The sequence below is a fragment of the Massilia terrae genome (assembly GCF_024753145.1).
Classification (GTDB): Bacteria; Pseudomonadota; Gammaproteobacteria; order Burkholderiales; family Burkholderiaceae_D; genus Telluria; species Telluria terrae.
Genome location: NZ_JANUGU010000005.1, coordinates 139237 through 153840, shown reverse-complemented (window position 1 = coordinate 153840; position 14604 = coordinate 139237). Strand labels below are relative to the sequence as shown.

The 14604-nt window shown below is 64.4% G+C and carries 11 protein-coding genes; 6 read left to right on the top strand and 5 right to left on the bottom strand.

Annotated elements, in window-relative coordinates; genetic code table 11:
• Positions 1–111: 111 nt before the first annotated feature.
• Positions 112–1845, top strand: a complete 1734-nt coding sequence (locus NX778_RS15720; RefSeq protein ID WP_258812708.1) for a carbon-nitrogen hydrolase family protein — start codon at positions 112–114, stop codon at positions 1843–1845.
• 44 nt (positions 1846–1889) lie between these two features.
• On the top strand, positions 1890–2300 hold the full coding sequence (locus NX778_RS15715; protein WP_258812707.1) for a hypothetical protein: 411 nt from the start codon (positions 1890–1892) through the stop codon (positions 2298–2300).
• Positions 2301–2561: 261 nt separating this feature from the next.
• Here NX778_RS15715 and NX778_RS15710 read toward each other — a convergent pair whose 3' ends face one another.
• The 5 genes from NX778_RS15710 to uraH all read right to left on the bottom strand — a co-directional run bounded on the left by NX778_RS15710 (position 2562) and on the right by uraH (position 8186).
• Positions 2562–3797, bottom strand: a complete 1236-nt coding sequence (locus NX778_RS15710; protein WP_258812706.1) for a type II secretion system F family protein — start codon at positions 3795–3797, stop codon at positions 2562–2564.
• An 8-nt stretch (positions 3798–3805) separates the two neighbouring features.
• A complete protein-coding gene (gene pilB / locus NX778_RS15705) occupies positions 3806–5533 on the bottom strand; it encodes a type IV-A pilus assembly ATPase PilB (protein WP_258812705.1) in 1728 nt (575 codons plus the stop codon).
• 241 nt (positions 5534–5774) lie between these two features.
• Entirely contained in the window at positions 5775–7073 is a 1299-nt protein-coding gene (locus NX778_RS15700; RefSeq protein WP_258812704.1) for an HlyC/CorC family transporter, read from the bottom strand.
• A 136-nt stretch (positions 7074–7209) separates the two neighbouring features.
• Entirely contained in the window at positions 7210–7767 is a 558-nt protein-coding gene (locus NX778_RS15695; protein WP_258812703.1) for a ClpP family protease, read from the bottom strand.
• Positions 7768–7832: 65 nt separating this feature from the next.
• On the bottom strand, positions 7833–8186 hold the full coding sequence (gene uraH, locus NX778_RS15690) for a hydroxyisourate hydrolase (RefSeq protein WP_258812702.1): 354 nt from the start codon (positions 8184–8186) through the stop codon (positions 7833–7835).
• Positions 8187–8383: 197 nt separating this feature from the next.
• Between uraH and xdhA the strand changes: the two genes are divergently transcribed.
• From xdhA to guaD, 4 genes are read left to right on the top strand one after another with little or no spacing between them, the layout of a single operon-like run.
• Positions 8384–9850 carry a xanthine dehydrogenase small subunit gene (gene xdhA / locus NX778_RS15685; protein WP_258812701.1) on the top strand — a complete coding sequence of 489 codons (1467 nt, stop codon included), beginning with the start codon at positions 8384–8386 and terminating at the stop codon, positions 9848–9850.
• A 12-nt stretch (positions 9851–9862) separates the two neighbouring features.
• Positions 9863–12196 carry a xanthine dehydrogenase molybdopterin binding subunit gene (gene xdhB, locus NX778_RS15680; protein WP_258812700.1) on the top strand — a complete coding sequence of 778 codons (2334 nt, stop codon included), beginning with the start codon at positions 9863–9865 and terminating at the stop codon, positions 12194–12196.
• Entirely contained in the window at positions 12196–13284 is a 1089-nt protein-coding gene (xdhC, locus tag NX778_RS15675; protein WP_258812699.1) for a xanthine dehydrogenase accessory protein XdhC, read from the top strand. The genes xdhB and xdhC overlap by 1 nt, the downstream gene beginning before the upstream one ends.
• Entirely contained in the window at positions 13284–14597 is a 1314-nt protein-coding gene (gene guaD, locus NX778_RS15670; protein ID WP_258812698.1) for a guanine deaminase, read from the top strand. Before xdhC ends, guaD begins: the two co-directional genes overlap by 1 nt.
• Positions 14598–14604: the final 7 nt, after the last annotated feature.

The window sequence follows — 14604 nt, the reverse complement described above, 5'->3', positions numbered from 1 at the left end:
TTATCCTACTCTTCTGCTGTGGCAAGTGGCTGCTTCAGTTCACTAGACAACTGTTGATTGACGTAGCACGCGGTTGAGGTATCCTTGTCGCTTTTCCAATTGCACGGCAACATGCGTATCCTCGACGTCATTCGTCAGCTTCTGCCTGCGGGACCAGTTGCGGAGCCTTTCGGTGAACCGCTAGATAGCTTTAGCGCTCGTGTCTCCCCGACGTATCAGACCTGTCCAACTTGGCCGCCCGATGTCTTTGCGGTCGTGGGAACAATCATCGATCACAGCGGCTGCTACACCCAAGCCAGTCCCGACCGTACGGATCTTCCAGCGCACGAGACTTATCTGCAGGCGGTGCACGACATCGCAGCTTCCTGGGACAATCTTCTCGCGGTACCAGCCGAGGTTGCGGAGCTCTGGGCGTCATTAGTGGCGGTGTATGGCGAAATGGCATTGGAGGACATCAGAAACATTCCCGATGTTCAGGCCACCTTGTTCATGCTGTTCGCGATCGCCGACGAGGTCAGTCAGGGTATGGGCTGGGATACGGCCACGGACGGTGAGTTGAACGACTTCGCCACTGCGGTGCTGATCAGTGCAGCGCTTGAGCCGGGGCAAAAGCCATTGTACCGGCTGCCCGACTGGCCGAACTCTCTGTGCCGGATGGTTCCCGCGGACCAGGTCGTGGTACTGCCCAAGTCGATTACGACCGACAAGGGATGTACGATCCGCTCGCTCAGCCACAACCTGGCCTTGCTGCCGTGTCGAACAGTGCTCGATTCCGAATGGCGTCTGGTGTCGCGGGATGCCCACGGAGGTGGCTCGTCGGCGCTGCGGTTGCTGCTAGTACCTTTTCCGTACGTGATTCCGCCTGACAGCTTTGTTCTCTCGAGCGCACGCCGCAAGATGAAGAACGGCACCACGCATGCGGCGTTTTTCGGACTGGACCAGAAGTGGCTCGAGACGAAGGATGGCAAGCGGCTTACCGGCGAGGCGCTTGCCAAAGAGCTCATTCTGCCACTGATCGAGGCTGCAGCTGCTCAGGCCGACGGACAAAAGCCCAATGGGGTTGTCTTGCCCGAATGCGCACTCGACGAGGACACAACGATCGGCTTGATCGACGCGCTCCGGGGCAGCGGGATCGAGTTTTTGATCACAGGGGTGCTCGAGCATGATGAAGACTCTGGACGCTGGTTGAACCAGGCGTACACACTCTTCATGGATAGCCAGGTCGCGAAACCTCAGAACAAGCACCACCGTTGGCGGATCGACGGGCCGCAGGCAAAGTCGTATGGTCTTGACTTCGACCCGGACCCTGACAACGCGCAGTGGTGGGAGGATATCGATGTCAGCATGCGCCGGTTGCCCTTTTATGCGTTCCGCAAGGACACCTCGCTGGTAACGCTCATCTGTGAAGATCTGGCCCGGATGGAGCCAGCGATGAATGCAATCCGAGCGGTGGGGCCAAACCTCGTCGTCGCACTACTCATGGACGGGCCGCAGTTGGGATCACGATGGCCTGGTCGGTATGCCGGCGTCCTCGCTGACGAGCCTGGCTGCGCGGTACTATCGTTGACCTGCGCTGCGACGGTCGATCTGTCAAACGCCTACTATGTTACTACTGCAAATCCGGAGACGCCGCCGGAGCGCGTAATCGCTCGCTGGACGCAGGCGGGGGCATCGATAGACATCGTGTTGCCAGATCCTGCCAACGGCGTGCTTTTGACGCTGCAGAGCAATCCGCGGCACCAAACGACCTTAGATAACCGATCCGACCAATCGCATGCCCGGGCGCTGTCGTTTGTGTCACAACACGCTATCGTCGCGGGCACACGTCCGGACAACTGGACTTGATCTCGGCACTGGACAAGGCTAGACTGGCATAAAGGAGTTTCATAATGTCTAAAATCCAAGAGTTTTTCAGTGCAGGCGGCCGCCGTCTGTTCGACTCTGAAAAACCGGTAGTGGACGCCTTCAACGACAAATATGGTCGTGCTCTTGCCGGCGCCTCAGCACCGCAGCACCATGCTGAACGCGCCAATCCGAAGCCGAACCAGAACCCGCGCACGTTGGCAGGGCAAGTTATAACCAATGCCACGCGCTACAGCGAACAGACGCGTGTATTAGCCGGCAGTGTCCTGTCACAGAAGCCGTCTGGCTCTCACGTGCACCGCTTGGCAGCCAGCGTTCTTGGAAGCGACAAGGACGCCCGTGCGTCACAAAGCGTCAGCGCGAAGGCGAGGACGATCAAGCGACAGAGCATAGTGACTATGGTCACCAAAAGGCAGATTTCGACGAAAGCCAAGTAAGTGAAACACTAAACAACGGCCGCAAGGCCGTTTTTTTTATTGCCGCTTCCTTCCTTACATGGTTACCGATGTAGCAATGCACGCGTCTATTTTTTTTACCGAGATTCTAGCCATCAGCAAGTGGCTGAAAGAGGAATTGCAGAAGTAGATCTGCTGCTAGGACGGCAGATCTACCGCGAACTACGTGAGAACACTGCGAACTCACTGCAAATTTTTCTGAGACACCGTGAAGTATTCTGAAAATCTACAGCATGACGCCTTTTACACCACCGAACCCAGCTTGAAGATCGGCAGGTACATCGCGACCACCAGGCCGCCGATCAGCACGCCGAGGACCACCATGATCAGCGGTTCCATCAGCGAGGACAGGCCGGCCACGGCCTCGTCCACTTCTTCCTCGAAGAAGTCGGCCACCTTGCCGAGCATGCCGTCGAGCGCGCCGGATTCCTCGCCGATCGCGACCATCTGGGTGACCAGGTTCGGGAACACCTCGGTGTTCTGCATCGCGATGGTCAGGCTGGTGCCGGTCGACACCTCGGTCTGGATGCGCTTGGTGGCTTCCACGTACACGTAGTTGCCGGATGCGCCGCCGACGGAATCGAGCGCCTCGACCAGCGGCACGCCGGCCGCGAACATGGTCGACAGGGTGCGGGTCCAGCGGGCGATGGTCGCCTTGCGGATCACGCTGCCGAACACGGGCAGGCGCAGCAGGATGCGGTCCATCGCGTTCTGCACCTTGACCGAGCGCCGCCACGACTGGAAGAAGAAGTACAGCGCGCCGAACAGCCCGCCGAAGATCAGGTACCAGTAGGCGACGAAGAATTCGGAGATCGAAATCACGACCAGGGTCGGGGTCGGCAGGTCGGCGCCGAAGCTGGAGAACACAGATTTGAACGCCGGCACCACCCAGATCATGATGACCGAAGTGACCACGAAGGCGATCGCCATGATCGAACACGGATACATCAGGGCCGACTTGATCTTGGCCTTGACCGCGAGCGTCTTCTCTTTATAGATGGCCAGGCGCGCCAGCAGGTCTTCCAGGATACCGGCCTGTTCGCCGGCGCCCACCAGGTTGCAGAACAGGGCGTCGAAATACAGCGGATATTTGCGGAAGGCGTTGTTCAGCGCGGTACCGGTCTCGACGTCGGCGCGCAGGTCCATGATCAGCTTGGACATGGACGGGTTGGCATGGCCGCGGCCGACGATGTCGAACGATTGCAGCAGCGGCACGCCGGCCTTCATCATCGTCGCCAGCTGGCGGGTGAACATGGTCAGGTCCTTGTCCGTGATCTTCTTGCCGGCGCGGTAGACCTTCTTCTTGACCTTGGTGACCAGGATGCCCTGGCGGCGCAGCGTGACGTTGACGATCGCTTCGCCGCCGGCCCGCAGTTCGCCGCGTACGGTGCGGCCAGACTTGTCCTTGCCTTCCCAGGCATAGACAGTTTCCTTGCTGGCAGAAGCGCCCGCGCTGCGCGATGGTGCGGAAGTGGCCATGTGTTCCCTTATTCGTTGGTGCAGCCGAGCACTTCTTCAAGGCTCGTCATTCCTTGCTTCACTTTCATCAGGCCGGAGCGGCGCAGCGAGTTGATGCCCTCCGAGTCGGCCTGGGCGGCAATCTGCATCGAATTGCCGTTCGATAGAATCAGTTTTTCAATGGCCGGCGAAATCGGCATGACCTGGTAGATGCCGACCCGGCCCTTGTAGCCGCTGCCCATGCAGCGGTCGCAGCCGACCGGGCCGTAGGGCTTCCAGTCGCCTTCGAGGTCGGATTCGCGGTAGCCGGCCGCCAGCAGCGCTTCGCGTGTGGCCTCCAGCGGCTGCTTGCACGAGCACAGCCGGCGCGCCAGGCGCTGCGCGGTGATCAGGATGATCGACGAGGCGATGTTGAACGGCGCCACGCCCATATTCATCAGGCGCGTCAGCGTCGACGGGCCGTCGTTGGTGTGCAGGGTCGAGAACACCATGTGGCCGGTCTGGGCGGCCTTGATCGCAATGTCGGCGGTTTCCAGGTCGCGAATCTCACCGACCATGATCACGTCCGGATCCTGGCGCAGGAAGGACTTCAGCGCCGCCGCAAACGTGAGGCCGGCCTTGTCGTTGACGTTGACCTGGTTGACGCCCGGCAGGTTGATCTCGGCCGGGTCTTCCGCCGTCGAGATGTTGATGCCCGGCTTGTTGATCACGTTCAGGCAGGAGTACAGCGACACCGTTTTGCCGGAGCCGGTCGGGCCGGTGACCAGCACCATGCCGTAGGGGCGCTGGATCGCGTCCAGCAGCAATTCCTTCTGGTCCGGCTCGTAGCCGAGCGAATCGATGCCCATCTGCGCCTGGGTCGCGTCCAGGATACGCATCACGGTCTTTTCGCCGAACAGCGTGGGCAGGGTGCTGACGCGGAAGTCGACGGTCTTGGTCGGCGACACGATCAGGCGCAGGCGGCCGTCCTGCGGAATGCGCTTTTCGGAAATGTCGAGCTTGGACAGCACCTTGATGCGCGACACCAGCTTCTCGCGGATGGCCAGTGGCGGCGAGGCATGCTCGCGCAGCACGCCGTCGATGCGCATGCGGATGCGGTAGAACTTTTCGAAGGGTTCGAAATGGATGTCCGATGCGCCGAGCGTGATCGCGTCGGTCAGGATCTTGTTGAGGAAGCGGACGATCGGCGCGTCTTCGACCTCGCTGGGCGATTCCGCCGGCGCCGGCTGCTGCGCTTCTTCTTCGGCGAACTCGATGTCGTCTTCTTCGCCGGCCAGTTCATTGAGCGCGTCCTCGGCGCTCTTGGTCAGCTGCGCCAGCATAGTGAGCAAGGCGTCGTGGGCGACGATGACCGGCTCGACCGTGGCTTCGCTCTGGAACTTGATCTGGTCCAGCGCCTGGGTGTTGGTCGGGTCGGACAGCCCCACCGACATCTTGTTGCCGCGCTTGGCCAGCGCGATCACGCGCTGCGCCTGCATCAGCTTGGGATCGATCGGCGCGCCGCGCAGCATGTCGGCGTTGCAGGCCGACAGGTCGAGCAGGGGATAGCCGAAGGTCTCGGCGCAGAACACGGCCAGCGATCCGCTGTCCATGTCGCCGCTGCTCAGCAGGGCGTCGATGAACTGGGTCTTTTCGGCGCTGGCATTCTTCTGCAGCGTTTCCGCCTGCGCGGACGTCAGGCGCCCCGCCTGGACCAGCGCGCGTGCCAAACCGGACATCGGTGTGCCTGAAGTCGCGGTAGGTAGAACTGCTGCCATAGGTGCCGTTTTTAGGAGACCGGAAGACGGACGAAATCACCGGACAGCGCATGATCTGCCCCGGCGGACTTTCGGATGATGCCTCTGGGAAAAACTTTTGTAAAGCCTTGTGGCGTGGGAAAGATGCGCCTGCACCACGCAGCCGAAAATCGCATGGTGCGCCGGCGCCGCCCACTCGCTTTGTATAAAGTCAAGTGTACTGCCACTTCGATAATGGCAGGCGGTGCGCCGGCGAACCGGATCAGGCCGCGAGTTGCTGGCGGCGTCCGCTCGGCCGCAGCAGTTTGACGACCTTGATGGCCTGGTTCTGCACCTGCACCACTTCGATCACGCAGTTGCCGATCTTGAGCGCGATCGGCGCATCGGGGATGTCCTGCAGCTGCTCCAGCAGCAGGCCGTTGATGGTCTTGGGGCCGTCGGTCGGCAGGTTCAGGCCGAGGTGCTTGTTGATGTCGCGCAACGGCGTGGTCGCTTCCAGCAGGCATTCGCCCTGCGCATTCCAGCGCATGCTGTCGCTGCCGCCGGCGCCCGGCATCGAGGTGGTGAAGTCGCCGATCATTTCCTCGATGATGTCTTCCAGCGTCACCAGTCCCTGCACTTCGCCGTATTCGTCGACGATGATGCCGAGGCGTTCGCGGTTTTCCTGGAAATACTGGAGCTGAGTAAATACACCGGTGTCCTGGGGGATGTAGTAGGGCTCGGTCAGCAGTTCGCGGAAATGTTCGACGGTCAAGTCCTCGGTCTGGTTCAGCAGGCCGACCGCCTTGCGCACGTGCAGGATGCCGAGGATCTTGTTGATCTCGCCTTCGTAGACCGGCAGCTTGTTGTGATAACACGTCGCCAGCTCGTTCTTGATCTCTTCGATCGGCTGGGCCAGGTTCAGGGCCTCGATCTGGGCGCGCGGCGTCATCACGTCCTCGACCGAAATCTTTTCCAAGTCAAACAGGTTGAGCAGGATGCTCTTGTGTTTCTGCGGAATGAAGTTGCCGCCTTCGAGGACGATCGAGCGCAATTCCTCCGGCGACAGCCGGTGCTGGTGCCCGCTTTCGCCGGAGCGGATGCCGAAGGGCCGCAGGATGGTCGACACGAACAGGTTGACGAACCAGATCACCGGCTTGGCCACGCCCATCAGCCATTTCAGCAGGAAACTGGACGACAGCGAGATGTACTCCGGATGCGTGGCCCCGATCACCTTCGGCGAAATTTCCGCGAACACGATCAGCAGGAAGGCCACCACCGCGGTGGCGATGGTGATCACGCTTTCTTCGTGGCCGAAGAACAGGATCGCGATGGCGGTCACCAGCGCGGTGGCCATCGCATTGATCAGCGTGTTGGCGATCAGCACCAGCGACAGCAGCTTGTCGGTGCGGTCGAGCAGCCACAGCGTGGTGATCGCACGGCGGTTGCCGCGCTTGGCCAGGTGGCGCAGGCGGTACTTGTTGGCGGCCATCAGGGCCGTTTCGGCCATCGCGAAAAAGGCCGAGCAGAGAATCAACAGGACGAGTGCGAGGACGAGCGCCCAAAGCGGTACGGTATCCAAGGCTCACCGTGAAAGAAATGTGGGGTCTGGCTTGCGCGCGCGGCGTCTTGCCGCAGCGCTTGCGGTGCTCGGAAGCATGGCCGCAAAGGCCGATTCTATGCGAAGCTTATCAACGCTGCAAGTTGGGGGGCTGGCTTCAGTTCCACCAGTGCGAGGTGACGCCGGCTTCCGGCAAGCGCGCCTGCACCACGCTGTGGATGATGCCGGCTGCCAGTGCTTCGTCGGCATCGAAGATGCGCGCATTGCCGTACAGGTTGGCGCGGATATCGGAGGGGACGCCGGCATCGCTGGTGGCCTCGTCGAAGATGCGGGCATAGCGTTCGGCATCGAAATCGAGGCATTCGCGCCACTCGGACACGCGCGCGTGGTCGGCCGCCACCAGGTTGCCGAAGCCCCAGTGCAGCGGATGCACGAGGAAGCGGGTGCCGGGACAGGCATAGCGCTTGCCGGCGGCGAGGAAGATCGGCACGCCGACCGATTCGACGCTGCCGATGTTATGCGTGGTCAGCGGCAGCGGCAGCGACTTCAGGAAAAAATACAGCGCGAAGCCGGCCGTCATATTGCCGCCCTCGGTCGACATGTGCAGCTCGATCTCGCTGGCCCCGCTCTGTAGGGCCTGCAGGCACAAGTTGCGCACCGTGCACGCGGAATGCTGGTTGATCGGCCCGATGAAGTGGACGATGTGCAATGCCATGTTCTCTCCCGATGCTGTCAGGGAAAGGATAGCAAGTTTGGCTGTCGCCCAGCGTTCGGCTGGCGTCAGCTGCCGCGGTAGGTGGAATAGGACCAGGGCGTGACCACCAGCGGCACATGGTAGTTCTGCGACGGGTCGGCAATACCGAAGGCAATCGTGATGCGGTCGAGGAAGCGCGGCTCCGTCATCGGCGCGCCTTGGGCCGCGAAATAATCGCCGGCGTGGAAAACCAGTTCGTATTGCCCGGCAAGCAGGGCATCGCCTTCCAGCAGCGGGGCGTTGCAGCGGCCGTCCTTGTTGGTTTCATCCTGTTTGACCAGCCGGCGGTCGCCACCGTCGAGCCGGAACAGCTCGATCTTCACGCCCGCGCCGGGCCAGCCGTGCGCCGTGTCGAGCACGTGGGTGCTGAGTTTTCCCATTGTCGCTTCCTGTTACAAATGACAGGCGATGATATACGGATGTGCTTCTGACAATATAAGATCAGCGATATATACTTTTAGCTTGGGAACGATATTCGTGGCCATACGCGATATGGTATAAGCCAAATCAGAAGTTCGATATAAGCTCGACGGGGCCGGATGTTAACCTTGCAGCTTGGGTTAAAACCGAGACAACAATGTCAGATCCGATCCGTTTCTATTATCAGGGCGCCGTCCACGAAGTAGCCGGCGCGGCGCCCACGCGCACCATCCTGCAGCACCTGCGGGAGGATCTGCATTGCACCGGCACCAAGGAGGGCTGTGCCGAAGGCGACTGTGGCGCCTGTACGGTGGTGGTCGGCTCGCTGGAAGAAGGGCGGGTCGAACTGAAGGCCGTCAATTCCTGCATCCAGTTCCTGCCCACCCTCGACGGCAAGGCCCTGTTCTCGGTCGAAGACCTGCGGCAGCCCGATGGCGCCCTGCATCCGGTCCAGCAGGCGCTGGTCGAATGCCACGGCTCCCAGTGCGGCTTCTGCACGCCGGGCTTCGCGATGTCGCTGTGGGGACTCTATTTAAAACAGGACGGTGCGGCGCCGACGCGCGCGCAGGTGGACGACGCGCTCTCCGGCAACCTGTGCCGCTGCACCGGCTACCGCCCCATCATCGATGCGGCGCGCCGCATGTGCGAACTGCCGAAAGTGGAATTCGACGAGGCGGCGCTGGCCGGCCAGCTGGCGGCGCTGCAGCGTGGCGAGGGCTTCGACTACGCCGGCGACGGCAAACGCTTCTTCGCGCCGCGAACCATGGCGGAACTGGTCGCGCTGCGCAGCGCCCATCCGCAGGCCGTGCTGCTCGCCGGCTGCACCGACGTCGGCTTGTGGGTGACCAAGCAGATGCGCGAGCTGGGCGAAATCATCTACCTCGGCCAGGTGGCCGAACTGAAGACCATCGCCGAACGCGAAGGCATGATCGAGATCGGCGCCGGCGCCACCCTCAACGAAGCCTACGGCGCGGTTTGCCGCCACCATCCCCAGGAGTTGACCGAGATGTGGCGGCGTTTCGCCTCGCTCCCGATCCGCAACGCCGGCACGCTGGGCGGCAACGTCGCCAACGGCTCGCCGATCGGCGATTCGATGCCCTGGCTGATCGCGCTCGGCAGCCAGGTCGTGTTGCGCGGGCCGCAGGGCGAACGTGTGCTGGCGCTGGAAGACTTCTACCTCGGCTACCAGCAGAAAGACATGCGGCCGGACGAATTCGTGCAGGCCGTGCGGGTGCCGCTACCGCAACCGGGCCTGCGCTTCCGGACCTACAAGCTGTCCAAGCGCTTTGACCAGGATATCTCGGCGGTGTGCGCCGCGTTCGCGATCAGCTTCGATGGCGAGCGCATCGCCAGCGCCCGCATCGCCTTTGGCGGCATGGCGGCGACGCCCAAGCGCGCGGCCTTGGCCGAAAAGGTGCTGCTCGGCGCCAGCTGGACCGAAGACACGCTGCGGGCCGCGACGGCCGCGCTGGCGCAGGACTACGCGCCGCTGTCGGACATGCGCGCCTCGTCGGCCTACCGCATGCAGGCCGCGCAGAACCTCCTGCGCCGCTTCTGGCTGGAGACGCGCATCGATGACCCGCTGCCGCGCGAAGCGGTCAACGCTTTCGCGCTCGGCGCCTGAGGAGGCTGGACGATGAATGACGCAGGCACTCCGGTATTGAAGGCCGCCGAATGGACCGCGGTAGGCGTCGGCCGCGCGCACGAATCGGCCGCGCTGCACGTGCTGGGCCAGGCCAACTATACCGACGACGTGGCCGAGCTGCGCGGCACCTTGCACGCCGCGCTCGGCCTGTCGGCCAAGCCGCACGCGAAGATCATCGCGATCGACCTCGGGCCGGTGCGCGCCGGCCGCGGCGTGGTCGCGGTCTACACCGCCGCCGACATCCCCGGCGCCAACGACTGCGGACCGATCATCCACGACGACCCGATCCTCGCCGACGGCCTGGTGCAGTACGTCGGCCAACCGATCTTCATCGTGGTCGCCGACACCCACGACAACGCGCGCCGCGCCGCACGGCTGGCGCAAGTCAGCTACGAGGAGCTGCCGGCGATCCTGACGCCGCAGGCAGCGCGCGCCGCCCAGGCTTACGTGCTGCCGCCGATGCACTTGGCGCGCGGCGACGCCGAAGCTGCCTTCGCCGGCGCGCCGCGCAAGGTCAAGGGCGAGCTGTACGTCGGCGGCCAGGAACAGTTCTACCTCGAAGGCCAGATCGCCTACGCCATCCCGGCGGAGGACCGTGGCATGCAGGTGCTTTGCTCGACCCAGCACCCCAGCGAGATGCAGCACGTGGTCGCGCATGCGCTCGGGCTGCACTCGCACCACGTACGGGTCGAATGCCGGCGCATGGGCGGCGGCTTTGGCGGCAAGGAGTCGCAATCGGCGCTGTGGGCCGCGTCGGCGGCGATTGCGGCGGCCAAGCTCGGACGCCCGGTCAAGCTGCGCGCCGACCGCGACGACGACATGCTCGTCACCGGCAAGCGCCACTGCTTCCATTACGAATACGAAGTCGGCTTCGACGACGACGGCCGCATCCTCGCGGCCAAGGTCGACATGGTGTCGCGCGCCGGCTTTTCGGCCGACCTCTCCGGCCCCGTGGCCACGCGCGCCGTCTGCCACTTCGATAACACCTACTACCTGTCGGACGTCGACATTCGCGCCGCCTGCGGCAAGACCAACACCCAGTCCAACACCGCCTTCCGCGGCTTCGGCGGACCGCAGGGGGCGATCGCGATCGAATACGTGATCGACGAAATCGCCCGCGCGCTGGGCCGCGATGCGCTCGACATCCGGCGCCTGAATTTCTATGGCTGCGGCGAGCGTGACGTCACGCCCTACGGACAGGTGGTGCGCGATAACGTGATCCACGAGATCGCGGCGCAGCTGGAGGCGTCGAGCGAGTATCGAGCGCGCCGCGCCGCCATCGCTGCCTTCAACGAGACCAGCCCGGTGCTGAAGAAAGGGCTGGCGCTCACGCCGGTCAAGTTCGGCATCGCCTTCAACGTCACCCACCTGAACCAGGCCGGCGCGCTGGTGCACGTGTATGTCGACGGCTCTGTGCTGGTCAACCACGGCGGTACCGAGATGGGGCAGGGCGTCAACACCAAGGTGATGCAGGTGGTGGCGCATGAACTGGGCATCGACATGGCGCACGTGCGCATCAGCGCCACCGACACCAGCAAGGTCGCCAACACCTCGGCCACGGCGGCGTCCACCGGCGCGGACCTGAACGGCAAGGCGGCGCAGGACGCGGCGCGCCAGATCCGCGAGCGCCTCGCAGCGTTCGCGGCGACGCGCTTCGGCGGCATTGCTGCCGATGTGCGCTTCGCGGCGGATACCGTGTTCGTCAACGGCCAGGAGCTGCCCTTTGCGCAGCTGGCGCAGGCCGCCTACCTTGCGCGGGTGCAGCTGTGGTCGGACGGCTACTACGCCACCCCGGGGCTGTCCTGGGATGTGACGACCATGACCGGCAATCCCTTCCAGTATTTCGCGTACGGCGCGGCGGTGTCGGAAGTCGTGGTCGACACGCTGACCGGGGAATGGAAGCTGCTGCGTGCGGACTGCCTGTACGACGCCGGCAAGTCGCTCAATCCGGCGATCGACATCGGCCAGGTCGAAGGCGCCTTCATCCAGGGCATGGGTTGGCTCACCACCGAGGAACTGTGGTGGAACGCGGGCGGCAGGCTGATGACGCATGCACCGTCCACCTACAAGATCCCGGCGGTGTCGGACTGCCCGGCGGATTTCCGCGTGCGGCTGTTCGAGAACGCCAACGTGGCCGACAGTATCCACCGCTCGAAGGCGGTGGGCGAGCCGCCGCTGCTGCTGCCGTTCTCGGTGTTCTTCGCGATCCGCGACGCGATTTCTGCGGTGGGCGGCCACAAGGTCAACCCACCGCTGAACGCGCCCGCGACCAGCGAAGAGATCCTGAAGGCGGTCACCGCCGTGCAGGCGGCGAGGGCGGCGTGATGGACGCCTGGCTGGCACAGGCCGGCGAGCGGCCGGCGGTACTGGTGACCGTGGCGATCGTCGAGGGTTCCGGTCCACGCGAGCCGGGCGCGAAGATGCTGGTCGATGCGCAGGGGCTGTACGGAACGATCGGCGGCGGGCATCTCGAACTGCGCGCGGTGGAAATCGCGCGCGGGATGCTGGGCAGCGGAGAGGCGCGGAGGCTGGAGCGTTTTGCGCTGGGGCCGAGCCTGGGGCAGTGCTGCGGCGGGGTGGTGCACCTGGCGTTCGAACTGGCGGAAGCCGCGCAGATGGCGCTGCTGAAGGCGCGCACCGACGTCGACACCTGGCGTCTGACAGCGCTAGACGGCGCACCAGACAGCTTCATTTTTGACGCCAACCGAAATTCCGTCGTCCCCGCGCAGGCGGGGACCCATGCTGAGTATGCCCTGACGCTGCTCAACGGTTCTATGGGTCCCCGCCTGCGCGGGGACGACGGGCCAATATCGTTCGCGCTGCACCGCGGCACCCACGTGATGCAGGAACAGGACGGCCGCCGCTGGCTGGTCGACCTGGTCGCCGCACCGCGCGCGCGGCTGCTGCTGTTCGGCGCCGGCCACGTCGGTGCCGCCATCGTCCGCGCGCTCGCCGAGCTGCCATGCCGCGTCACCTGGATCGACGAGCGCGAGGACCTGTTCCCGCCGCAGCTGCCGTCCAACGTGACCGTCGAAGCCACCGACACCCCCGAATCCGTGGTCGCCACCGCACCCGCCGGCGCCAGCTACCTGGTCCTGACCCACAGCCACGCACTTGACCAGCGCCTCGCCGAAGCGATACTGTCGCGCCAGGGCGTGGGCTGGTTCGGCCTGATCGGCTCGCACACCAAGCGCAAGCAGTTCGAGCATCGCCTGCGCGCACGCGGCATCCCCGGCGATCGCATCGACGCGATGGCCTGCCCGATCGGCCTGCCCGGCATCACCGGCAAGCAGCCCGCCGTGATCGCCGCATCGGTGGCGGCCCAGCTGCTCGCGGTGTGGGAAGCGCAGGCCGCGCAAGCGGCCGCGCCCGCACCGGGCATGAAACTAGTCGCATCCTCAGAAAGATCCTGATGTCCAACGCACCGCAGACCCTGCAGGCCTACCGCGCGAGCCTGCTGTATTTTCGCGCCGACCCGGCATTCGACGAGCGCGCCCACGTGTGGCACGAGGACGGCCTGCTGGTCGTCGCCGATGGCCGCATCCAGGCCGCCGGCGACTACGCCTCGCTCGCGCCCACGCTGCCGACGGACGCGCTGGTGCACGACTACCGCGGGATGCTGATCACGCCCGGCTTCATCGACACCCACCTGCATTACCCGCAGACCGACATGATCGCCTCGCCCGCGCCGGGACTGCTGCCGTGGCTGGACACCTACACCTTCCCGACCGAGCGCCGCTTCGACGATCCCGCCCATGGCCGCGCGGTCGCCGAGTTCTTCCTCGACGAGTTGCTGCGCTGCGGGACCACCACGGCGATGGTCTACTGCACCGTGCACCGCGCCTCGGTCGACGCCTTCTTCGAGGCCAGCGAAGCGCGCGACTTGCGCATGGTGGCGGGCAAGGTGCTGATGGACCGCCACTGCCCGGACTTCCTGCGCGACAGCGCCGACATCGGCGGCCGCGAAAGCGCGGAGCTGATCGCGACATGGCACAAGCGCGAACGCAACCTGTACGCGATCACGCCGCGCTTCGCGCCCACCTCCAGCGACGAGCAGCTGCGCACGGCGGCGGAGCTGGCGCGTGCTTACCCTGACACCTTCATCCAGACCCACGTCTCGGAAAACGCGGACGAATGCGCCTGGGTGCGCGCGCTGTTCCCGTCTTCGCGCAGCTACCTGCACGTGTACGACCAGTTCGGGCTGATGCGCCCGCGCGCCATGTTCGGCCACTGCATCTGGCTGGACGAGCAGGATTTCGCGCGCATGGCCGACACCGGCGCGGCGGCGGCTGTGTGCCCGACCTCCAACCTGTTCCTCGGCAGCGGCCTGTTCGACTTCGAGAAGGCCGACGGTGCGCGCACGCTGCTTTCGCTCGGCACCGACGTCGGCGCCGGCACCTCCTTCTCGATGTTGCAAACGATGAATGAAGCGTATAAAGTTGCGCGACTAAAGGGCAGCTACCTGCCGGCCTTGCGCATGTTTTACCTGGCCACGCTGGGCGCCGCGCGCAGCATGCAGCTGGAGGGCGTGATCGGCAGCCTGGCAAGCGGGAACGAGGCCGATTTCATCGTGCTCGACCCCAAGGCGACGCCGCTGATGGCGCGCCGCACGGCGCATTGCGGCACGCTGGACGAGATGCTGTTTGCGCTGGCGCTGCTGGGCGACGACCGCGCCATCCGCGCCACCTATGCGGCAGGCCGCAAGGTGCACGAGCGCGCCGCTTAACGAAAGA

What these genes read in the sequence shown, in the direction of transcription:
- NX778_RS15720 (WP_258812708.1), top strand. Translation starts at nt 112, where the DNA reads ATGCGTATCCTCGACGTCATTCGTCAGCTTCTGCCTGCGGGACCAGTT.
- NX778_RS15715 (WP_258812707.1), top strand. Translation starts at nt 1,890, where the DNA reads ATGTCTAAAATCCAAGAGTTTTTCAGTGCAGGCGGCCGCCGTCTGTTC.
- NX778_RS15710 (WP_258812706.1), bottom strand. Translation starts at nt 3,797, where the DNA reads ATGGCCACTTCCGCACCATCGCGCAGCGCGGGCGCTTCTGCCAGCAAG.
- pilB (WP_258812705.1), bottom strand. Translation starts at nt 5,533, where the DNA reads ATGGCAGCAGTTCTACCTACCGCGACTTCAGGCACACCGATGTCCGGT.
- NX778_RS15695 (WP_258812703.1), bottom strand. Translation starts at nt 7,767, where the DNA reads ATGGCATTGCACATCGTCCACTTCATCGGGCCGATCAACCAGCATTCC.
- uraH (WP_258812702.1), bottom strand. Translation starts at nt 8,186, where the DNA reads ATGGGAAAACTCAGCACCCACGTGCTCGACACGGCGCACGGCTGGCCC.
- xdhA (WP_258812701.1), top strand. Translation starts at nt 8,384, where the DNA reads ATGTCAGATCCGATCCGTTTCTATTATCAGGGCGCCGTCCACGAAGTA.
- xdhB (WP_258812700.1), top strand. Translation starts at nt 9,863, where the DNA reads ATGAATGACGCAGGCACTCCGGTATTGAAGGCCGCCGAATGGACCGCG.
- xdhC (WP_258812699.1), top strand. Translation starts at nt 12,196, where the DNA reads ATGGACGCCTGGCTGGCACAGGCCGGCGAGCGGCCGGCGGTACTGGTG.
- guaD (WP_258812698.1), top strand. Translation starts at nt 13,284, where the DNA reads ATGTCCAACGCACCGCAGACCCTGCAGGCCTACCGCGCGAGCCTGCTG.